This is a genomic window from Tabrizicola sp., assembly GCF_034366665.1.
Classification (GTDB): domain Bacteria; phylum Pseudomonadota; class Alphaproteobacteria; order Rhodobacterales; family Rhodobacteraceae; genus Tabrizicola.
In genome coordinates, this window is the sequence record NZ_JAXMMF010000101.1 from 23,690 (window position 1) to 44,502 (window position 20,813).

The 20,813-nt window shown below is 66.4% G+C and carries 20 protein-coding genes, 1 tRNA gene and 1 pseudogene; 13 read left to right on the forward strand and 9 right to left on the reverse strand.

The features are described from left to right. Positions 1-136 precede the first annotated feature (136 nt). The 10 genes from U1E69_RS13860 to U1E69_RS13905 all read left to right on the forward strand — a co-directional run bounded on the left by U1E69_RS13860 (position 137) and on the right by U1E69_RS13905 (position 11,184). On the forward strand, positions 137-826 hold the full coding sequence (locus U1E69_RS13860) for a hypothetical protein (RefSeq protein WP_322244963.1): 690 nt from the start codon (positions 137-139) through the stop codon (positions 824-826). Beyond that, a complete protein-coding gene (locus tag U1E69_RS13865) occupies positions 823-1,926 on the forward strand; it encodes an AAA family ATPase (RefSeq protein ID WP_322244964.1) in 1,104 nt (367 codons plus the stop codon). Before U1E69_RS13860 ends, U1E69_RS13865 begins: the two co-directional genes overlap by 4 nt. Next, a complete protein-coding gene (locus U1E69_RS13870; protein ID WP_322244965.1) occupies positions 1,923-3,155 on the forward strand; it encodes a DUF2201 family putative metallopeptidase in 1,233 nt (410 codons plus the stop codon). Before U1E69_RS13865 ends, U1E69_RS13870 begins: the two co-directional genes overlap by 4 nt. Before the next feature lie 189 nt (positions 3,156-3,344). Then, the gene (locus tag U1E69_RS13875; RefSeq protein WP_322244966.1) at positions 3,345-4,424 is read left to right on the forward strand and encodes a transporter substrate-binding protein; all 1,080 of its coding nucleotides are present in this window, start codon (positions 3,345-3,347) and stop codon (positions 4,422-4,424) included. After that, positions 4,421-5,023: an ANTAR domain-containing response regulator gene (locus U1E69_RS13880; protein ID WP_322244967.1), complete on the forward strand. Its 603-nt coding sequence runs from the start codon at positions 4,421-4,423 to the stop codon at positions 5,021-5,023. The genes U1E69_RS13875 and U1E69_RS13880 overlap by 4 nt, the downstream gene beginning before the upstream one ends. Continuing rightward, positions 5,001-5,882, forward strand: a complete 882-nt coding sequence (locus tag U1E69_RS13885) for an ABC transporter permease (RefSeq protein WP_322244968.1) — start codon at positions 5,001-5,003, stop codon at positions 5,880-5,882. Before U1E69_RS13880 ends, U1E69_RS13885 begins: the two co-directional genes overlap by 23 nt. Beyond that, positions 5,883-6,803 (forward strand): ABC transporter permease, encoded by a 921-nt coding sequence (locus U1E69_RS13890; RefSeq protein ID WP_322244969.1) that lies wholly within the window; start codon positions 5,883-5,885, stop codon positions 6,801-6,803. 20 nt (positions 6,804-6,823) lie between these two features. Next, positions 6,824-8,440, forward strand: coding sequence for an ABC transporter substrate-binding protein (locus U1E69_RS13895; RefSeq protein ID WP_322244970.1), 1,617 nt, complete (start codon positions 6,824-6,826; stop codon positions 8,438-8,440). A gap of 3 nt (positions 8,441-8,443) precedes the next feature. Continuing rightward, complete coding sequence (locus U1E69_RS13900) at positions 8,444-9,403, forward strand: acetamidase/formamidase family protein (RefSeq protein ID WP_322244971.1); 960 nt, start codon at positions 8,444-8,446, stop codon at positions 9,401-9,403. Continuing rightward, positions 9,400-11,184, forward strand: coding sequence for an ABC transporter ATP-binding protein (locus U1E69_RS13905; protein ID WP_322244972.1), 1,785 nt, complete (start codon positions 9,400-9,402; stop codon positions 11,182-11,184). The genes U1E69_RS13900 and U1E69_RS13905 overlap by 4 nt, the downstream gene beginning before the upstream one ends. A 60-nt stretch (positions 11,185-11,244) precedes the next feature. Here the strand turns inward: U1E69_RS13905 and U1E69_RS13910 are convergent, their stop codons facing one another. The 5 genes from U1E69_RS13910 to U1E69_RS13930 all read right to left on the reverse strand — a co-directional run bounded on the left by U1E69_RS13910 (position 11,245) and on the right by U1E69_RS13930 (position 15,711). Beyond that, positions 11,245-11,970 (reverse strand): MBL fold metallo-hydrolase, encoded by a 726-nt coding sequence (locus U1E69_RS13910; RefSeq protein ID WP_322244973.1) that lies wholly within the window; start codon positions 11,968-11,970, stop codon positions 11,245-11,247. Further along, positions 11,967-12,965, reverse strand: a complete 999-nt coding sequence (locus U1E69_RS22620; RefSeq protein WP_416200286.1) for an ABC transporter ATP-binding protein — start codon at positions 12,963-12,965, stop codon at positions 11,967-11,969. The genes U1E69_RS13910 and U1E69_RS22620 overlap by 4 nt, the downstream gene beginning before the upstream one ends. After that, positions 12,962-13,732 carry an ABC transporter permease gene (locus U1E69_RS13920; protein WP_322244974.1) on the reverse strand — a complete coding sequence of 257 codons (771 nt, stop codon included), beginning with the start codon at positions 13,730-13,732 and terminating at the stop codon, positions 12,962-12,964. Before U1E69_RS13920 ends, U1E69_RS22620 begins: the two co-directional genes overlap by 4 nt. Before the next feature lie 82 nt (positions 13,733-13,814). Further along, positions 13,815-14,669 carry an ABC transporter permease gene (locus U1E69_RS13925; RefSeq protein ID WP_322244975.1) on the reverse strand — a complete coding sequence of 285 codons (855 nt, stop codon included), beginning with the start codon at positions 14,667-14,669 and terminating at the stop codon, positions 13,815-13,817. Position 14,670: 1 nt separating this feature from the next. Next, positions 14,671-15,711, reverse strand: a complete 1,041-nt coding sequence (locus tag U1E69_RS13930; protein WP_322244976.1) for a spermidine/putrescine ABC transporter substrate-binding protein — start codon at positions 15,709-15,711, stop codon at positions 14,671-14,673. A 101-nt stretch (positions 15,712-15,812) separates the two neighbouring features. Here U1E69_RS13930 and U1E69_RS13935 point away from each other — a divergent pair, with 101 nt between their 5' ends. Then, positions 15,813-16,427, forward strand: coding sequence for a TetR/AcrR family transcriptional regulator (locus U1E69_RS13935; RefSeq protein ID WP_322244977.1), 615 nt, complete (start codon positions 15,813-15,815; stop codon positions 16,425-16,427). 67 nt (positions 16,428-16,494) lie between these two features. Here the strand turns inward: U1E69_RS13935 and U1E69_RS13940 are convergent. The 4 genes from U1E69_RS13940 to U1E69_RS13955 form a co-directional block, all read right to left on the reverse strand. Beyond that, positions 16,495-16,571: transfer RNA gene (locus U1E69_RS13940), tRNA-Arg, on the reverse strand. Between the two features lie 49 nt (positions 16,572-16,620). Next, positions 16,621-17,982, reverse strand: a complete 1,362-nt coding sequence (locus U1E69_RS13945; protein WP_322244978.1) for a HAMP domain-containing sensor histidine kinase — start codon at positions 17,980-17,982, stop codon at positions 16,621-16,623. Between the two features lie 72 nt (positions 17,983-18,054). Beyond that, on the reverse strand, positions 18,055-19,470 hold the full coding sequence (locus tag U1E69_RS13950) for a dihydrolipoyl dehydrogenase family protein (protein ID WP_322244979.1): 1,416 nt from the start codon (positions 19,468-19,470) through the stop codon (positions 18,055-18,057). Continuing rightward, complete coding sequence (locus U1E69_RS13955) at positions 19,471-20,199, reverse strand: TVP38/TMEM64 family protein (RefSeq protein WP_322244980.1); 729 nt, start codon at positions 20,197-20,199, stop codon at positions 19,471-19,473. A gap of 262 nt (positions 20,200-20,461) precedes the next feature. On the opposite strand from U1E69_RS13955, the gene rpmH reads away from it, so the two are divergent. Then, entirely contained in the window at positions 20,462-20,596 is a 135-nt protein-coding gene (gene rpmH, locus U1E69_RS13960) for a 50S ribosomal protein L34 (protein WP_103259146.1), read from the forward strand. Between the two features lie 32 nt (positions 20,597-20,628). Further along, positions 20,629-20,813 (forward strand): annotated as a pseudogene (locus tag U1E69_RS13965) (ribonuclease P protein component); the annotation flags it as partial.

Here is a 20,813-nt window from a genome sequence, read left to right on the forward strand (position 1 = left end):
CGACAGGATGGCGCTTCGGACATTTCGATGGGACAAGGGCAGCGGATGCAGCCAGTGTCGCACCCCCGGCGACCTGCTGTGCCGTTTGCAAATGTTCCGCGCCGTCCTAGGTCACGCCAACAAGCGATGAGATGCGATGCTGATCCTTACCAATGCGACGTTGTGGAACCCCGGCGTGCTGGAGACCCGCAGCCTGCCGAAGAAATTCCTCGGCCGGGTTCTGGTCGTTCCGGTGACCGCAAGTGTCCGGGTCTGGGCGCGGCTGCTGGTGGAAATGCAGCTGATCCGCTTCTCGGTGACGCTGTTGCCGTTTGCGCTTCCTCCTCTCATGGTGCGCGACCTTGCGGTGCCCGTGATGCAGGCCCCGGCCCTGATGGTGATCCTGGTCGTGCTGGTCGAGCTTAAGGTCTTGCGTCTGTCGCCGAGGGCCCGGGCAGCACAGGTCGAACCCGATGAAGCCGCTCGCCGGCTTGACACCCTGGCCTTTCGGGCGCGCGGTTGCCTGCGACGGATCGCGGCCCGGCATGATCTGCGCGAGGGGGCGCTGCGTCTTGTCGTCGAACAGTCCGACCTGGCGCGGGTTCCGCCCCTGACGCTGGTCTCGGTCCAAAGCGATGTGCCCGACGCGCACGTCCTTTCGCTTGACCCCGAGGATCGCGCCCTGCTGACCGATGGCCTTTTCGATGACGCGTTCACCGAGCGGGATCTTCTGGCCGCCAATCATCGCGACAAGCGATATGTCCGCGAGGTCGCGCAGGAGGCACGCGCCGTGTCGGCCCACGCCCGGTTGGCGGCGCTGCTTGACCGGGGGGCACCGGCGCGATGAGCGTGAACGCAACCACCGTCTCTGCCGGCGAGGCGCTGCGGGTGCTTGAGGCGGGTTGGGCCGCGCAGCAGGCGGGGGGGATGACCGCGTCCTGGATGCTGCATGGCCGTCCGGGGGTGGGCAAGACCGAGCTGGTGCAGGCCCTGGCCGACCGGATCGGCGCCCGGCTTTACGACCTGCGCCTGACCACGATCGAGCCGCAGGACCTGCGCGGCCTGCCCTATTATGACCACAGCACCTCGAAAACGGTCTGGTATCGCCCCGAGGATCTGCCCGACACGGATGCCCCCGCCATCCTGTTCCTGGATGAACTGACGGCAGCGGCACCGTCGCTGCAGCCCACGGTTTATGGCCTGTTGCAAGAAAGACGGGTCGGGCGCCACCTGCTGCCCCCCAGCGTGATGATCGTCGCCGCGGGCAACCAGGTCGAGGACGGGGCCATCGCCTATGACATGGGATCCGCGCTGAGCGACCGGCTGATCCACATGATCGTGCAGGCGAATGCCACGGACTGGCTGGCGAATTACGCGATTCCGGCGGGAATCCACCCCGCTGTCGCCAGCTTCATCCGCACGCGTCCCGACCTTCTGGAGACGACCGAGGATGCCCTTCGTCGCGGGCAGATGATTGCCTGCACCCCGCGCAGCTGGACCCGTGTGAGCCGGATCATGGACACGATCGCGGACCGGGCGATCCGGCAGGTGATGATCGCGGGCACCGTGGGCAGCGCCCCCGCCGCCGAATTCGCGCTGCTGGCCGACGAGATTGCCGCGACCGTCCACATCGATGAAATGCTCGCCACGCCCCGTGCCGACCGCGCGGGCCTTTACCCCGCAACGCTGCACGGGCTGACGGCCATGGTCTTCGGGCTGGTCGGCATGGTCAGCCGCGACACGCTGCCTGCCGGCATCGAGATCCTGGCCGACCTGCGCCTGCACAAGGGCCTGTCCGGCGCTGGACTGCCCACCAGCGAACTTGCCAGCTTCGGGTTCGAGCTGCTGATCGGCCGGGCGCTGGCGCAGGGCTGGCAAGACGCCTTCGCCGCGTCCGAGGCCTATGCCGGCTATGCCGCCGACCGCCGCGCCCTTGGCCTGCCGTGACAGGCCATTCGGCCCGCGCCGCGCAAGCCATCGCCCATCTGGGAGAGGTAGATGCGGCACTCGCCGTCCTTGCGCTTTGGTGCCGACACCGGGATGGAACGGGGCCGACAGCGACAGAAGGCGAGACCATCGTCTACGGTCCGGGATTCGACCTTCTGGGCATGCCCGAACAGGTCGGCCTTGTGGCGCATCACGTCCTGCATGTGGCGCTGCGGCATTCGGCGCGGTCTGCAGGACTGGCGGAACGGCTGGGGGATGCCTTTGATCCGGCGCTGTTCACTCTGGCTGCCGACGCGATCATCAACGAAACGCTGATCCTGGCGGGCCATGCGATCCCCCGCCCCTCGGTCATCCTGACCGAGCTTCTGGCTGAAGCGGGCATGCCCGCCCCCAGTGCCGTGGCCGCGCTGGAGCAGTGGGATGCCGACCGGCTGGCGATGGCGCTGCACAGTGATCCCACGCGCGCGAAGCGCCTGAGGGACTGGGCCCGAACGCGCGGCTTCAACGACGATCTGAAGACCGGCCCGCCCGACGACGCAGGTCTCGCCCAATCGGCCGCCGACTGGCGCAACCAGATCCTGCGGGCGATGGAGGCGGGGCGGAAGGCGGGGTCCGGCATCGGACGGCTTGGCGCGATCCTGGCCGACCTTGCGCCGGATCAGGTGCCTTGGGAAATCGTGCTGCGCGGACTTCTGGCGCGGGCCGTGGTCGAGCGTCCGACACCAAGCTGGACCCGCCCGTCCCGGCCCTTCATCGCGCGTCTGGCCGAGGCCGAGCGGACCGGCGGCCCCGTCCCGGTCTTTCAGCCGGGGCAGCGGCGGTCGGGCCAGCGACCAAGGATCGTCGTCGGGCTGGACACCTCATCCTCGATCGACCCGCAGACCCTGCGCCTGTTCTGGGCCGAGGCCACAGGCATCGCCCGCCGAACGGGGGCCGAGGTGCATCTTCTGGCCTTCGACGAGGCGGTCCATGCCTCCAGCCAGCTGGACCCCGCCGCCTGGCGCAATCAGCAGCCTGCAGAGGTGCGGACTGGCGGTGGCACGGACTTCACTGACCTTTTCGCGAAAACCGCGCGCCTGCAGCCGTCGATCCTGGTCGTGCTGACCGATCTCGACGCCCCCATCCCGGCCGCGCCAAGGTTCCCGGTGGTCTGGGCCGTGACAGGCCGCGTCGAGACCCCGCCCTTTGGTCGACTGATCCGCATCGGCGACGCATGGGTCGATGGCTAGCTGTCCTTTGTTTGGGCACTTCACCCAAGAAGCTCGGCTTTGGCAGAAGAAAATCTGCATCAGGCCTTGACCGCCGTCACGCCCCGCATATCGTCTGCGCTGAACTTGCAGAACATCAATGTGGCACTCGGGCCTTGCGCGCAGACACTCATCCGTCTGCGACAGGGCCTTTTATGTTTGGGGCAAGCCTTGAAACGGCAGATCAAGCTGGGACTCCTCTTGTCGCGCTCGGGCAGCTATTCGCTGATCTCCGAGGCGTGCCGGTCGGGCGCCCTGGCGGCCATTGCCCGGATCAACGGCGACCCGGACATCGACCTGAGCTTCGTCCCGGTCGAGCGCGACCCGGGTGGCAACATCGACGCCTACGCGCCACTTTGCGAGGAAATCCTGCAGGGCAGCGGGGCGCGGCATGTGGTGGGATGCATCACCTCGTGGAGCCGCAAGGAAGTGATCCCGACCGTCGAGAAATACGGTGGAACGCTGTGGTATGCGGTCCCGTACGAGGGGTTCGAGGCGTCGGACCATGTGGTCTACACCCATGCCTGCCCGAACCAGCACCTTCTGCCGTTGCTGGACTGGGTGATGCCCGCACATGGGCGGCGGGCCTACCTGACCGGGTCAAACTACATCTGGGGCTGGGAGATGAACCGTCTTGCCCGCGAGCGGATCACCGCAGCGGGCGGCGAGGTCACGGGCGAACGCTACCTGCCCATCGGATCGCGCGACGTGGACCGGATGATCGAAGAGCTGCGCTTTGCCCGGCCGGATTTCATCCTGAACTCGCTGATCGGGCCGTCGTCTTATGAATTCATGGCGGCCTACCGGGCTTTGGGGCAGGAAGATGCGGCGTTCCTGCCCGGGAATTGCCCGGTCCTGTCCTGCAATCTGACCGAATGCGAACTTCCTGCCCTTGGTACGGCGGCCGAGGGGCTGGTGGCGGCCGGGCCCTATTTCCGGGGCGTGCCGGGCTGGCCTGGGGCGGGGAGCTTCGGGTCTTCGCACGAGGCGGCGGCGTTTTCGGCGGTGATGGAATTGGCGCGGCTTCTGGCCGGGCGCGAGGGGGCCGAGAACTGGCCCCTGTCGCAGCTACTGGCCGGGCGGGGCGGCATCGTCGATCCCGAGACGCATCATACGGTGTTGCCCGTCATCATCGCGCGGGTTGAGGGCGGGGTGTTCAAACCGCTGAAGCGCTGGGACGCGGTGGCGGGCGACCCCTACCTTACGCGCAGCCGATCGGTTCCGATGCCCGCGTTACGGGTGGTGTCATGAAGCGCCGTCCGATCCGGATTCCGAACCTGGGCGGGGCGCAGGCGATCATCCTGCACCGGCCGCACCCGACGGTGCAGGCGCTGACCCGGCAGTTGACGGCGATCGGGTTGCAGGTGGCGCAGGCCTGGCCGGAACTGGGACCGGAGGCACTGGCGGCGGATTACATTTTCTTCGACGCCGACATGGGTCATGACGGGATGTTCCCGTGGGAGGCCGGTCAGCCCCCGATCCCGATGATCGCGCTGATCGGCTCCGAGGCTCCGGGCCGGATCGAGTGGTCGCTGAAGGCGGGGTCGCATGCGCAGCTTCTGAAGCCCGTGGGCGACAACGGGGCCTATTCGGCGCTTCTGATCGCGCGGGATGCCTTCGACGCGCAAAAGGCGCTGTCGGCAGAGATTGCCGACCTGCGCCGGCGGCTGGATGAACGGCAGACGGTCGTGCGGGCGGTGACGCTGCTGGCCGCGCGAGGCAAGTCCGAGGCCGAGGCCTATGCGCAGTTGCGGCAGATGGCGATGGCCTGGCGGATCAGTTTCGAAGACGCGGCGGCGCGGATCGTCGCGGCGCAGGGGGGGCCGGATGACCGATCTCAGCGCGGCTGAAGCGCCGTCCCAGGGCGCGCTGGCGCGGCTTTTGCGGCGCAAGATGGCGGTCGTCGGCCTGGTCATCATTGCGCTGGTGGTGGCCGGGGCGGTCTTCGCGCCCTGGATCGCGCCCTATGATCCGAACGAGCAGATGTTCGACGGGCTGACCATCGAGGGCGCGCCGATGCCGCCGGGCGGGGCCTATCTGATGGGGACCGACCTCTTGGGCCGCGATCTCTTCAGCCGGTTGCTGTATGGAGCGCAGACCTCCTTGATCATCGGGGTCGTGGCGAACGGCCTTGCGCTGATCATCGGCACACTGGTCGGGATCACGGCGGGATTCTTCCGGGGCTGGATCGGCGGCGTGCTGATGCGCTTCACCGACCTCATGATGGCCTTCCCGGCGCTTCTGCTGGCGATCTGTCTGGCGGCGATCTTCCAGCCGTCGCTGTGGATCGTGGCGCTGGTCATCGCCCTGGTGAACTGGGTGCAGACCGCGCGGGTGATCTATACCGAGACCTCGTCGCTGGCCACGCGCGACTTCATCGCGGCGGAACGGACTTTGGGGGCAAGCACCTCGCGCATCCTCTTCCGCCACATCCTTCCGCACCTGATGCCGACGATCATCGTCTGGGGCACGCTGGGGATTTCGACCACGGTCCTGTTGGAGGCGACGCTGTCGTTCCTGGGCATCGGCGTGCAGCCCCCGACGGCCAGCTGGGGCAACATCATCTTTGAAAACCAGACCTACTTCCAGTCGGCCCCCTGGCTGGTGTTCATCCCCGGCGCCGCGATCATCCTGCTGGCTTTGGCGTTCAACCTGGTGGGCGACGCGCTGCGCGATGTGCTGGACCCGACGCAGCGGGGGCGCGACTGAATGGCCGCCTACCTGATCCGCCGTCTGGTGCAATCTGCGCTGATCCTTTTGGGCGTCAGCTTCATCACCTTCTTCCTTCTGTTCGTCCTGCCGGCCGACCCGGTGCGGCAGATCGCCGGGAGGTCGGCGACGCCGGAAACGGTGGAGAATATCCGCCAGCAACTGGGCCTCGATAAGCCCTTCGTCGTGCAATACGCCCGTTACCTGGGTGCGCTGGTGCAGGGCGACATGGGGCGCAGCTACCTGCAGAAGACCGAAGTGGCCGAGTTGATCTGGTCGCGCCTGCCTGCGACGCTGCTTCTGATGGCCGGGGCGATCTTCTGCGAGCTTTTGCTGGGCCTGACGATGGGCATTGTCGGGGCGGTCTGGCGGGGCAGGTCGGTGGACCAGACGCTGATGATCACCTCCTTCGTCACCGTCTCGGCCCCGCAGTTCGTGGTGAGCCTGCTGCTACTGTATGTCTTCGCGGTCAAGCTGGGCTGGTTCCCGATCGGTGGCTACGGGACCTTTGCGCATCTGGTGCTGCCCGCCGTCACCCTCGGTATCCTCGGCTCGGGCTGGTATTCCCGCATGATGCGGTCAAGCATGATCGACGTGTTGCGCGCCGACTACATCCGCACCGCCCGCGCCAAGGGGCTGACCCGCGGGCGCATCGTCCTGCGGCATGCGCTGCCCAATGCGATCCTGCCGGTCATCGCGATGATCGGGATCGACATCGGCATCTTCATGGGCGGGATCGTCGTGGTGGAAAGCGTCTTCGGCTGGCCCGGCATCGGGCAACTGGCCTGGCAGGCGATCCAGCGCGTCGACATCCCGATCATCATGGGCGTCACGCTGGTTTCGGCCATCGCCATCGTGCTGGGCAACCTTCTGGCCGACATCATCGCCCCGTTCATCGACCCCAGAATTAAACTTCGCTGACAACCAACAGGAGAGAAAGAATGAAGAAACTGCTCGCCTCGACCGCCGTCATGCTGGCCCTGTCCCTGCCTGGTGCCGCAGAGGAATACACCCCCGACCCTGCCGCCAAGCAGGGCGGCACGATGGTGATGACCTACAAGGACGACGTCGCCACGCTGGACCCGGCCATCGGCTACGACTGGCAGAACTGGTCGATGATCCGGTCTCTGTTCGACGGGCTGATGGACTATGTCCCCGGCACCACCGACCTGCGTCTGGGTCTGGCCGAAAGCTTCGAGATCTCGGAGGACGGGCTGACCTATGTCTTCAAGCTGCGCCCCGGCGTGAAGTTCCACAATGGCCGCGAGATGACGGCCGAGGATGTGAAATACTCGCTGGACCGCGTCACGCTGCCCGCCACGCAGTCGCCGGGGTCGGGCTTTTTCAGCATGATCAAGGGCTATGACGCGATGGTCGGCGGCACGGCCACCAGCCTGGAAGGCGTGACGGTGGTTGATCCCCTGACCGTCAAGATCGAGCTGTCGCGCCCCGACGCCACCTTCCTGCACGTCATGGCGATCAACTTCTCGTCCGTCGTGCCGAAAGAGGCGGTCGATGCCGCGGGCGGCGACTTTGGCAAGCTGCCGGTCGGCACCGGGGCCTTCAAGATGACGGAATGGACGCTTGGCCAGCGCCTGGTGTTCGAGCGCAACCCCGACTACTGGCGCGCCGGTGAGCCCTATCTGGACGGCGTGACCTTCGAGTTCGGGCAAGAGCCGGTGGTGGCGCTTCTGCGCCTGCAGAACGGCGAGATCGACGTGCCCGGCGACGGCATTCCGCCCGCGAAGTTCACCGAGGTGATGGGCGACCCGGCGCAGAAGGCCATGGTGGCGCAGGGCAACGTGCTGCACACCGGCTACATCACGATGAACGTCACCGCCGCCCCCTTCGACAAGGTCGAGGTGCGGCGCGCGGTGAACATGGCGATCAACAAGGACCGCATCGTCCAGGTGATCAACAACCGCGCGGCCCCTGCGACCCAGCCGCTGCCGCCTGCGATGCCGGGCTATACCGCTGACTACGCGGGCTATCCCTATGACGTCGAAGGGGCGAAGAAACTGCTGGCCGACGCGGGTTACCCCGACGGGTTCGAGACTGACCTTTACGTGGTGAACACCGACCCGAACCCTCGCATCGCCCAGGCGATCCAGCAGGACCTTGCCGCCATCGGCATAACCGTGAACCTGCAATCCCTTGCCGCCCCGAACGTGATCGAGGCGGGTGGCGCGGGCACCGCACCGATGGTCTGGTCGGGCGGCCTGGCCTGGGTCGCGGACTTCCCCGATCCGTCGAACTTCTTCGGCCCGATCCTGGGCTGCGCAGGGGCCGAGCCGGGCGGCTGGAACTGGGCGAAGTATTGCAACGCCGATCTCGACGCCGCCGCCGTGGCCGCCGACAGCATGTCGGACCCGGCGAAAACGGCTGACCGTCTGAAAGCCTGGTCGGACATCTACATGAAGGTGATGGAGGACGCGCCCTGGGCACCGTTGTTCAACGACCAGCGCTTCACCATGCGGTCCGACCGGATGGGCGGGGACCCTGCGCTTTATGTCGACCCGATCGCCACGGTCAACTTCGACTACGTCTTCGTGAAGTGACCCATGTGCAAGGCCTGTGACTACACGATCCACGGCGCGCAGCACCACTTCGGTTGGGACAACTCCCTGCCGCCTGCGCTGCGCGTCGCTCCGGGCTCGACCATCGAGTTCCATTGTCATGATTCCTCGGCGGGCCAGCTTGGCCCGTCGTCGACGCTGCAAAGCGTGGTCGACCTTGATTTCGGCAAGATCAACCCGGTGTCGGGGCCGATCTATGTCGACGGGGCCAAGCCGGGTGACGTGCTGAAGGTGACGCTGGAGGGGTTCGCGCCGAAGGTGTTCGACGGCAAGGGTTTCGGCTGGACGGCAAACATTCCGGGCTTCGGGCTGCTGGCCGACCAGTTCAAGGACCCGGCCCTGTGCCTGTGGTCCTATGACCCGGCCAGCATGGAGCCTGCTTTGTGGGGCAAGTCCGCCCGCGTGCCGTTGAAACCCTTCTCGGGGACCATCGGCAATGCACCTGCGGAAACTGGCCACCATTCCGTCGTTCCCCCGCGCAGGGTCGGCGGCAATCTCGACATCCGGGACCTGACCTCGGGCGTGACGCTCTATCTGCCGGTGGAGGTGGAGGGGGCCTTGTTCAGTGTGGGCGATACTCATGCCGCGCAGGGCGATGGCGAGGTCTGCGGGACGGCCATCGAGTCTCCGATGAACGTGGTGCTGACGCTGGACCTGGTGAAGAACCAACCCTTGAAGACGCCGCGCTTTACCACTCCCGGCCCGGTGACGCGGCACCTTGACGCCAAGGGCTATGAGGCGACGACGGGGATCGGGCCGGACCTGATGACGGCGGCCAAGGATGCCGTTTCGGGGATGATCGACCTTCTGCAGGCGCAGCAGGGCCTCTCGGCGGTGGACGCCTACATGCTCTGTTCGGTCTGCGGCGATCTTCGGATTTCCGAGGTCGTCGACATGCCGAACTGGGTCGTCAGCTTCTACTTCCCCCGGGTCGTCTTCGAATGACCCTTGCGGCGGCCATGCCAACCTCCGGGGCTGTGACGGCCCCGGCGCCCGTGTTGCGGGTCGAGGGGCTGTGCGTCTCGGTCCGCACCGAAGGCGGGTTGAAACCGCTGGTGCAGGACCTGTCCTTCGACTTGGCGAAGGGAGAGACGCTGGCCATCGCCGGGGAAAGCGGGTCGGGGAAGTCGATCACGTCGCTCGCGATCATGGGGCTGCTGCCGCCGCCGGCCGTGCGGGTGACGGGGGGGCGGGTGCTTCTTGCGGGGCAAGAGCTTACGGGGATGCCGGAGGCTGCGTTGCGGGCGGTGCGGGGCGACCGGATCGCGATGATCTTCCAGGAGCCGATGACCAGCCTAAACCCGGTGATGACCGTGGGTGCGCAGCTTGCCGAGGCGATCCGCGCCCATGAGCCCGTCAGCCGGGCCGAGGCCCGGAAGCGTGCCGTCGAATCCCTGCGCGCCGTGCGGCTGTCGGAACCCGAGCGTCGGATGGGCCAGTATCCGCATGAACTTTCCGGCGGAATGCGCCAGCGGGTGATGATCGCGATGGCCCTCGCGCTGCGGCCCGAGGTGCTGATCGCCGACGAGCCGACGACCGCGCTGGACGTGACAGTGCAGCGCGAGGTGCTGGACCTTTTGCGCGACCTGCAACGCGACCTTGGCACGGCGATCATCCTCATCACCCATGATATGGGTGTCGTCGCCGAAATGGCCGACCGGGTGATCGTGATGCGCCAGGGCCGTCAGGTTGAAACCGCGCCGACCCTCGACCTCTTTGACCGCCCCCAGGCCGACTACACCCGCGCGCTACTGGCGGCAGTGCCGCGCATGGGGCGGGGGGCGGTCCGCCCGCCTGTCGTGGGCGATCCCATCGCCCGGCTGACGGACGTCGTTGTCCGCTACCCCTTGCGCGGCGGCCTTCTGGGGCGCGTCCAGCAGAATGTCCACGCGGTCGAGCATGTCAGCTTCGACATCCTGAAGGGTGAGACCTTGGCTCTGGTGGGCGAATCCGGCTGTGGCAAGTCCACCATCGCCAAGGCACTTGTCGGCCTTGCCCCGCACCAGGGCCGGATCGAGATCGGCGGGCAGGCGATGGAAGGGCTGGACGCCAACGGGCTGAAAGCCATGCGTCGCCGCGTGCAGATGGTGTTTCAGGACCCGATGGCCGCGCTGAACCCCCGGATGAGGGTGGGCGAGCTGATTGCCGAGCCACTTGCGATCCACGGGATTGGCGACGCGGCCAGCCAGCGGGCGAAGGCGGCGGACCTCATGGCCCGCGTCGGGCTGGAGGCAAGCCACCTTGACCGCTATCCCCACGAATTTTCGGGTGGTCAGCGCCAGCGCATCTGCATTGCCCGGGCGCTGGCCTTGCAGCCGGACCTGATCATCGCCGACGAAAGCGTCTCTGCGCTGGACGTCAGCGTTCAGGCCCGCGTGCTGGAGCTTTTGCGGGCGTTGCAGGCCGAGTTCGGGATGTCCTACCTGTTCATCAGCCACGACATGGCGGTGGTCGACAACATCTCGGACCGCGTCGCGGTCATGTACCTGGGCCAGATTGTCGAGATGGGAACCAGGGCGCAGATATTCGGCAACCCCCAGCACTCCTATACGCAGCGCCTGATCGCTGCGGTTCCAGTCCCCGACCCCAAGCAGAAACGGACAGCACATCCGCGGGCCGCGTCCGACATCCCCAGCCCGCTGCATCCCCCAGGCCAAGAGCCCAGACGGGTCCTCTTGCGGGATATCGGCGAGGGGCATCTGGTCGGGATCGACACGGCCGGCTGAAACGGGCGCACGGGCAGACCTTACGTCTTCCCCTGGCGGGCTTTGGCCCCGCAGGCCGCGCTAAAGTCCCTTCACCCGAAGCCAGTCAAGGATGATTTCCCGGTGCCGCTGGCCGGAATAGCTGGGAAAGTGCCCACCATGCACAACCCGGACCGGAAGCCGCAAAAGGCGCTGCATCGATGCGATGTACTGCACGCGTTCGATGTCGCTGGTGCCTTCGATAAGCTCACCGTCATAGACGATGTCGCCCGAGAAGAGGATGCCCGTCGCCGCCTCCCACAGCGCGATGCCCCCGGGGGAATGTCCGGGCGTATGGATCACCTCGAACGAACGGTCGCCCAGACTGATGACGTCCCCGTCCCACAGAATGCGCTGCACCGGTGCGGCTTTGACCGCATAGGTCTCGGACCGGTACGGTTCGGGCGGCAGGGTCGTGAAGATGTCGTCAGTGACATACTTGTCGGCGAGGGTGTTCTCGCGCGTGGGCGCGCGAAGAAGATGCGCCTCGGCGGCGTGGCAGAGGCGGCAGGGAAATTCGTGGTGCAGCCCGATGTGGTCGAAATGGGTGTGGCTGGCGACGGCTTGCAGCGGGCGTTCGGTGACCACGGGAACATGGTTGCGAAGCGAGACGACGCCCATCCCGCTGTCGACCAGCATGTCGCTGTCGCGGCCCCGGACGTGCCAGACGTTGCAACGGTAGAACTCGCGGATATGGGGTTCGTCGATATGCGTGACGCCGTCATCCAGCTTGCGCACGCGCCACCAGTCTTCGGGTTTCGCTCTCATTCGGTCAGCACCACATGACTTTCGGCGCCAAGATCCAGCACTCCGCCGGGCTTGACCAGCTGAGACTGCGGCAGATGCACCACCAGCCGCAAGTCGGGCGCGGTCAGGGGGCTGACATGGGCGCGGATGTGGGTGCCGAAGAAGGCGGCCTCTTCGATCTTGCACAGACCGATGTGGAGGGTGCCGCGGGCGGACAACGCCTCGGGGCGGATGCACAAAATGCCGTCAGACACCGGCACGGGGCCGAATGGGGCTTGACCGTTGGCGACGGGGATGCGGTTCACCTCGCCCATGAAACCGGCCGTGAAAAGGGTTTTCGGATGCAGGTAGACCTCGCGCGGGGGGCCGTGATCCTCGATCCGGCCTGCGTTCATCACGACGATGCGGTCGGCAATGGCCATCGCTTCCTCCTGGTCGTGGGTGACGTGGATGAAGGTCGTGCCGACCCGGCGCTGGATGGCTTTCAGCTCATCCTGCATCTGGCGGCGCAGCTTGAGGTCCAGTGCCCCAAGGGGTTCGTCCAGAAGCAGGACCTCGGGTTCCACCGCCAGCGCGCGGGCCAGGGCGACGCGCTGGCGCTGGCCGCCGGACAGCTCATGCGGGCGGCGGTCGCCGCGGCCTTCAAGACCGACGAGGGCCAGCATCGCCTCGGCCTTCTCTGACCGTTTGCTGCGGTCCACACCGCGCATCCGCAAGCCGAAGGCCACGTTGTCGCGGAGCGTCATGTGCGGGAAGAGGGCATAGTCCTGAAAGACGGTGGTGGTTGGCCGGTCCTTGGGCGCAACACCTGCCATGTCGCGGGTGCCGATCAGGATGGCCCCCTCGGTCGGTTCGGTGAACCCGCCGATCAGGTTCAGAAGCGTGGTCTTCCCGCAGCCCGAGGGTCCAAGAAGGACGACGAACTCCCCCGCCTCGATCTCCAGGCTTACCCGGTCCAATGCGGTGGCCTGTGCGTAGCGTTGCGAGACGGTCTGGATGGAGACGGCGGCGGTCATTTGCGGTTCCGGAAGACGGTAAGTTCAAGAAGGATCACCAGGGTCACCGAGACGAGGAAGACCAGCGACCCCACGGCGTTGGTGGCGGGGGAAAGGCCGGATTTCAGCATCGACCAGATTTCCACCGGCAAGGTGACGTCGAAGCGGGTCAGAAGGAAGGCGATGATGAACTCGTCCCAGGAGAAGGTGACCGACAGGAAGAAGGCAGCCGCCAGGGGCGCGGCCAGCATGGGGGCGGAGATGAGGGTCAGCACCTTCCATTCGGGCGCGCCAAGGTCGCGGGCGGCACGCTCGGCGGCGCGCTGGTGGTCGCCCATCGCGGCATAGGTGATGGCAAAGCAAAGGGGCAGGTTGATGACGACATGGCCGATGCCGACTGTCAGAAGCGAAAGCCGGACGCCGGTCAGGTTGAAGAGGCTGAGGAGGCCCAATGCGATGATCAGGTAGCTGACCGTCATCGGCGCGATCAGGACGCCCCGCATCAGTGCCGATCCGGGCAGGCGGACCCGCGCCAGGGCATGGGCGGCAAGGAAGCCCAGGACAAGCGCGATCAGCGACGAGACGACGGCGACGATCAGCGAGTTGAGGAGAGCCGAGGTCAGGTCGTCGTTGCCCAGGATCTTCGCGTACCAGTCCAGCGTCACACCCTTGAAGGGCGGAACGGGCAGGCGGCCGTCCTGAAAGCTGAAGGCCACCAGCACGGCGACCGGCAGGAAGACGAAGGCATAGGCAATGCCAAGGTAGGCCCAGGAGAGGACGCGTATCACCCCGGTACCCTCCTCGTGCGCCTTCGGCTTCTCGTCGGTGTGACGCAAGCGAGGAGTGACGAAGTCATCGACGAGCGGCCCCTCACACCCGGTCCAGCCTCAGCCAGCGGCTTGACGCGAAATAAGCCAGCGTCACCACCGCCATCAGCACCACGCTTAGCGCCGAGGCGAGCGGGAAGTTCCCGCTGCGGCCCAGTTGCAGCATGATCAGCTGCGGCAGCGTCAACTCGGTGTTGCCGCCCAGGATCTGCGGCGTGATGTAGTCGCCGATGCACAGGACAAAGGTCAGGAAGGCCCCGGTCACGACCCCCGGCAGGGTCAGGGGCAGGATGACGTGGACGAACGTCTGCCAGCGGCTGGCGCCAAGGTCTTGCGCGGCGCGGGCATAGTTCGGCGAAAGCTGGATCAGGTTCGCGTAGATCGTCAGGGTCAGCAGCATGACGAAGAAATGGACGAAGCCGATCACGGTGGCAGCGCGGGTCGAGGCGATCTCCAAAGGCTCGGCGATAAGGCCCAACCCCAGCAAGGCCTTGTTGACCACCCCGTTCTGGCCCAGCACCAGAAGCCAGGAATAGGACCGCACGACGTAGGACGTCCAGAACGGCAGCACCGCCAGCAGCAGCGCCAGGCGTTGCCAGCGCGCAGGAACGCGAAACGCGATGATCGCGGCCAGGGGGTAGGCCAGGACGACCGAGATCACGGTGACGACCACCGTGATCTCCAGGCTGTTCCACAGCGCGCCCAGCATCACCGGATCGGTGAAGATGCGGATGTAGTTGCCGGGGTCCAGGCCACGGACCACCTCGCGCCCCTCCATCTGCGCGAAGGAGAGGGCGATCATCGCCAGGAACGGCAGCACGAAGAAGGCCGCCGTCCAGATCAGCGCCGGGGCCAGAAGGCCCCAAGCCTGACGGCGGTCGCGGGCGCCGAGGCCCATATTACTGCGCCAGCATCTCGGTCCAGAGGTCCTGCATCGCCGTGTCCAGGGCGGCATCGGGGATCGGGTAAAGCTGTGCGCGCGTCAGGAACTCGGGCTGCTGGTCCCAGCGCAGCACGGCCTTCTGCTCGGGCGTCAGCACATCGCCAGCCTTGGCATTGGCGGGCATCCCCCAATAGCAGGACGAGGTCGCCAGCCGCGCCTGGCCTTCGGGCGAGGTGATGTAGTTCACAAATTCCAGCGCCAGGTCGGGCTGGGTGGAGCCTGCCACGACGCCGATCGACTGCGCCCAGCGCAGGCCGCCCTGCTTGGGGATCGTCCAGTCGAGGTTCGCGTTGTCCGCCGCCAGCACCGCCGTCAGCCACTCGCCCCCGCCTACGACGATGTCGACCTCTCCGGTCGCCAGGGCGGTCTGGGCCGAGACGACGTCGGAGACCTGCTTCGAGGCCTTGCGCAGCGCCATCAGCGGGTCTCGCAGCGCTGCAAGGTTCTCGGCAGAGATGTCGGCGGTGTTGATCCCCTGACCCAGCGCCACCAGGCCCAGGACCGGCAGGTAATAGTCGTAGATCCCGATCCGGCCGTCATACTTGCCCGAGGTGAGGGCCGCCATGTCCTCCATGTCGGCCGGATCGACCTTGGTCTTGTCGTAGCTGATCGTGTTGTAGCCGAACTTCTCGGTCACGGCGTAGGTCTTGCCATCGACCACGTTGTTCTCGGCCATCACCAGCTCGGGGAAGAAGTCCGCCGTCTGCAGCTTGTCGGCCGGAAGCTCGGCCAGGTGCCCCGCCTCGACCGCGCGCTTCACGTCGACGGCGTCGATCACCAGGACATCCCAGTCTCCGGGCTGCGACTGGTCCAGGATCGCAAGGCCCGCCGCGGTGCCCTCATATTCCTTCAGGTTCACCTTCACGCCGAACTTCTGTTCGAACGGCTCGATCAGCGCCGGGTCGGTGTGGTCGCACCAGACCAGCGCGTTCAGCTCTTGCGCAAGGCCGGGGGTGGCGGTCAGCAGAAGGGCAAGGGCGGACAGCGTGCGGGTCATCGTCATCTCCATGTTGGGGGCCTCTGGTGGGCGCTTGCGAAAAGAATTGAGTTCGTTCAATTTTGAAGTCAACATCAAATAATGGGCGATCTGGAAACCGCATGACCGGTCTGCGCGAAAGACAGAAGGCCGACCGCACGCGGCGCATTCTTGAAGCGGCCTCGGGCCTGTTTCGCATGCAAGGTTATGACGCCGTGCGGATCGAGGACATTGCCGCTGCCGCCGAGGTGTCGGCCGGGACGTGCTACAACTACTTCTCGACCAAGGGTGATCTTCTGCTGGCCATCGTGTCGATGGAGGTCGAGGAAGTGCTGGAGGCGGGGCGGGCTGTGGTGGTCGACCCGCCACCCGACGTCGAGGACGCCCTGATCGGCCTGATCCGGCTCTACTATGACCACTCGTTGATGTATCTGTCGAAAGAGATGTGGCGGAAGGCCATGGCGATCTCGATCGAGGCGCCGGGAACGCCGTTCTCGCGTCACTACACGCGGCTTGACGCGATGCTTGCAGCACAGGTCTGCGATCTTCTGACCGAACTTGCGAGGCGTGCCTTGATACGGGCCGAGGTTGACCCAACGACCCTGGGCACTGTCGTTTTCCAGTCGCTGAACCAGTTGTTCATCGAGTTCGTCAAGGATGACGGCATGCAGATGGTGGACCTGCAAAGGAAGAGCGGGGCCCAGACACGCTGCCTTGCCATGCTGATGCGACCTTGATGTCCGGGATGAAATGACCAGACAATCACCGACACGGCGCCGGTTCGGGTTTGTTTTGAAGGGAGGATGGCGGACCCGGAGCGATTCGAACGCCCGACCCTCAGATTCGTAGTCTGATGCTCTATCCAGCTGAGCTACGGGTCCGCAATGCCGGGCGATGTAGCCTTGCGCGGCGGGCAATGCAAGGGCGAAATCACGGGGCGGGGTCGGTTGTTTCCTTCGGCAGATGGATGGCGAACTCGGTCCCGTCGGCGTCGCTGCGCACAAGGTCAAGGCGGCCGCCGTGGCCGCGGACCAGTTCGGCGGCGATGGCGAGTCCAAGGCCGGTGCCGCCCTTGCGCGCCCCGCCCTGGAAGGCCGCGAAAAGGTGCTCGCGCGCCTTTGGGGGCAGGCCAGGGCCGGTGTCGCCGACCCTGATCCACCATTCGCTTTCGTCCTCGCCGGCCGAGATCTCGATCGTGCCGGGCTGGCCGGTCGCGTCGATGGCCTGCCGGGCGTTGCGGATCAGGTTGGACAAGACGCGATACAGCTGCTCGCCGTCGGCGCGGATGATCAGGCCCGGCGGCACCTCGATCAGGCAGGTGATCGCGCTTTCGGCCACCAGAGCCTCGCCCTCGGCCACTTCGCCGACCAACTGGGCCAGGTTCAGGCGGCGGAGCTGTGGCGGGGGTTCTTCGGCCTTGCCGAAAGCCAGGGTCGATTCGCACAAGGACACCGCCCGGCTGATCGAGTTGATCAGCTTCGGGGCCGCCCGGGCGACGATAGGATCGGCGCTGCCCTCAAGCCGGTCGGCGAAAAGCTGCGCCGTGGTCAGGATGTTGCGCAGGTCATGGCTGATCTTCGCCACGGCCCCGCCCAGTTGCGCCAGCCGTTCCTTCTGGCGCAGTGCATTGGTCAACTGCATCTGCATTGACTGCAGAGCCTCTTCCGCCGAGCGCAGCTCTTCGACATCCGCGTTGGGTTCGATCACCCGGCGTGCATCTTCGGGCGCTTCGGCATAGGTCTTCATGTGATGCACCACGCGCCGGATCGGGGTGACCAGCAGGCGCTGCACCGCAAGGAACAGCAAAAGCGCCGTCACGATCGAGATCAGCGCCGACAGGATCAGGATGCGCAAGCCATAGTCCAGCATCGCAGCGCGCAGGGGCTTCGTCTCGATCGTCACTTCGATCAGGGTGCCCGCGTCCTGAACGGGGTAACCGATCACCCGCACAATCCGGTTCTGCGGGTCGAACAGCACCGCGAAGGCGTCGCGGATCAGCTCCCACGGGCCGGCCATGCGCAGGTCGTAGGTGTCATGGATCTCGCCGGGGACGGGCGAAGACAGCACCAGCTGCCGCACCTCGTCGCGGCGCAGGACGACGTTGTAGACCTCGGCATTGGCCAGAAGTTCGGCCTCCAGCTCGGGCGAGACCATGTCTTCGGCTGCAAGCTGGGTCAGCGCGGCGATCTGAGCCTGCTTCAGCCGGGTCAGCATGAAGTCGGCCCGGAATCGGGCGATCGAGGGGACAAAGATCAGCACTTCGGCCAGCATCACGAAGATGACCGTCAGCATCAGGAAGCGCCCCGAAAGCGTCTTGAGAAATCTCTTCCGTCTTTCGGCCACCCGAACCTTCCTTGTCCGGCTTCATGGAACCCAGCGTTGCACGACCCTGACCAGGCGCTTCAACGTCGGATTTTCAAACAGCTTGGGGCTAAAATAGGCGCCCGCCGCGCGTTTGGAAACCTCTCCCAGTGTGGGATAGGGTGCAACCATCGCGGCAATGGCCGACATCTTCAGTCTGGACGAGATGGCAAGCGCCCAAAGCCCGACAAGTTCCCCCGCATGCGCCCCGACAATGCTGGTGCCGACGGGGCGTCCCTTGACGACCATGACCTTGATCATCCCCTTGGTTTTGCCCTCGGCCAGCGCGCGGTCGTTGTGGGCGAACTCGGCCCGCACCACAGTCACCTTGTCGCCATGCAGCTTGCGCGCCTCGGCTTCGGTCAGACCCGCCTGGGCCAGTTCGGGGTCGGTATAGGTGGCCCGAGGCAGGGCGCGCGGGTCGGCCTTTGCGGGCAGGCCCAGAACGGCCTGGCGGATCACGATCCCCGCGTGCCAGGCCGCGACATGCGTGAACTGCAAGCCGCCCGCCACATCGCCCACCGCATAGACGCGCCGGTTCGACGACCGCAACCGGTCGTCTACCGTGACACCCTTGGATGTGTAGGCCACGCCCGCCGCTTCCAGGTTCATCCCCTCCAGCGCCACCTTGCGACCGACGGCCATCAAGAGGTGCGAGCCCGTGACCTGCCGACCGTCGCCCAACGTGACCTCGACCACCCCGTCGCAGCCCGACAGTCGCACGACCGGCTGGCCTTCGACCAGGGTGATCCCTTCGGCTTGCAGCGCGGCGATCACCACGGCCGCAAGCTCGGGGTCCTCGCGGCCCAGGACCCGCGCGCCCTCGATCACCGTCACCTCGCAACCCAGCCGCCGATGCGCCTGCGCCATTTCCACGCCGATGGGTCCGCCGCCAATGACGATCAGATGCTGCGGTCGGTCACGCAGGCCAAAGATCGTCTCGTTGGTCAGGTAGGGGACCGTTTCCACCCCCTGGATCGGCGGCACCAGCGCGTGCGAGCCGGTGGCGATCACGAAACGCCGGGCGCGGACCACCGTATCCCCTGCCTCGACCTCCCGCGGGCCGGTGAACCGGGCAAAGGCGCGGATCACCGTGCAGCCCAGGCCCTCGAACCGCGCCTGGCTGTCGACAGGGGCGATCTTGTCGATCACCGCCTGCACGTGATCCTTCACCGCGCCGAAATCCACTTGAGGGGTAACCGGAGCAACCCCGCGGAACCCGTGCCGCTGCGCCTGGGCTGCCTTGGCCGCGGCGATCAGCGCTTTCGAAGGAACACAGCCGGTGTTCAGGCAGTCGCCGCCCATCTCGCCCGCTTCGATCAGCACGACGCGGGCGCCCATCTGCACCGCCCCGGCCGCAACCGACAGGCCGCCAGAGCCGGCCCCGATCACGCAGATATCCGTCTCGATCCGCTGCATTCAGCGCGCTCCCTTGATGGCCCGGATCAGCATAGGCAGCGCCGCCAGCGCCGCCAGACCAAGCAGCGGAAACAGAACCGGCGGCGTGAAGATGATGCCCAGGTCCGGAGCCTCGCCCCGCGCGAAAACCTCGCCCAGGCCTGACCCGACCGAGGTGAAGACCAGCGCCCCGGGAATGATCCCGATGAAGGTCGAGACGGCAAAGCGGACGAGGCTGGTGCCCACGAAGGCCGGGATCAGGTTGGCGATGAAGAAGGGCACCAGCGGGACAAGGCGCATCAGGAACAGGACCGACCATTCGTTTTCGCGCAGAGCCGCTTGCAGCTTTGCCGCCTTGCCGCCCGCCGTTTCCAGCTTTTGCGCCAGGGCCGCACCGAACCCGCTGCGCGCGGCCAGGAACACCAGGACCGCCCCGGCACCCGCGCCCGCCACGTTGTACAAGACGCCGGGGAAAAGGCCGAAAAGGAACCCGCCCGTCAGCGTTGCGACCGTGCCTCCGGGCAGGCTTAGTGCCACGATCCCCACATAAGCCGCCAGGAACCCCAGCACGGCCCAAAGGTAATGCGCATCGCGGAAGGCCAGCAGGTCCTCACGGTGGCGAGCAAGCGTCTCGAAGCTCAACTCATCGCGCAGCGCGACGGCGCCCAGAAGGGCCGCCGCCAGAATCACCAGGATCGGCAGGCGCTTCAGCCACGAGCGGGCATCGGAGGTCGCGGAAGGGGAGGGCATGTCAGGTCCTTGCATCAGGCGCCGAACATGGCGCAGGACGCGTCTCGGCGACAGGGGTTTCACGCGGCCTTGATCCGTCGCGGGGCGATCCCGGGCAGAGTGAAACATTTCCCGGGCTGCCGAAGTGAAATGTTGCAGGAAATCAGCGTGGCCTGCGTTGACTTGGGTCGAAACCGCCCGTAAAGGACGGGCTTCAAGTTATGGGCCCCCCGAATCCGCATAGGAATCTACCGGGTTCGGGCAAGTCTAATGGAGAGCCGCGATGAAGCGCACCTTTCAACCGTCGAACCTGGTTCGCAAGCGCCGCCACGGCTTTCGTGCGCGCATGGCCACCAAGAACGGCCGTCTGGTCCTGGCCGCCCGCCGCGCCAAGGGCCGTCACAAGCTGACCGCCTGATTTCGCGCCCCGAGGGGCGTCAGGACAAGCACATGACACCGCCGGAGACCCAGGGCCAAGGCATCGCTGCCGCAGCGCCCACAGGCTCTCCGGCGGTTTCGCTTTGCGTGCTGACCAAGCGTGCCGATTATCTCAAGGCCGCCTCGGCGCGGCGGCAGGGAACCGGGGGCTTCCTGCTGCTGGCCCGTAACCCGGTGGACGGCGATCCGCAGTCCCG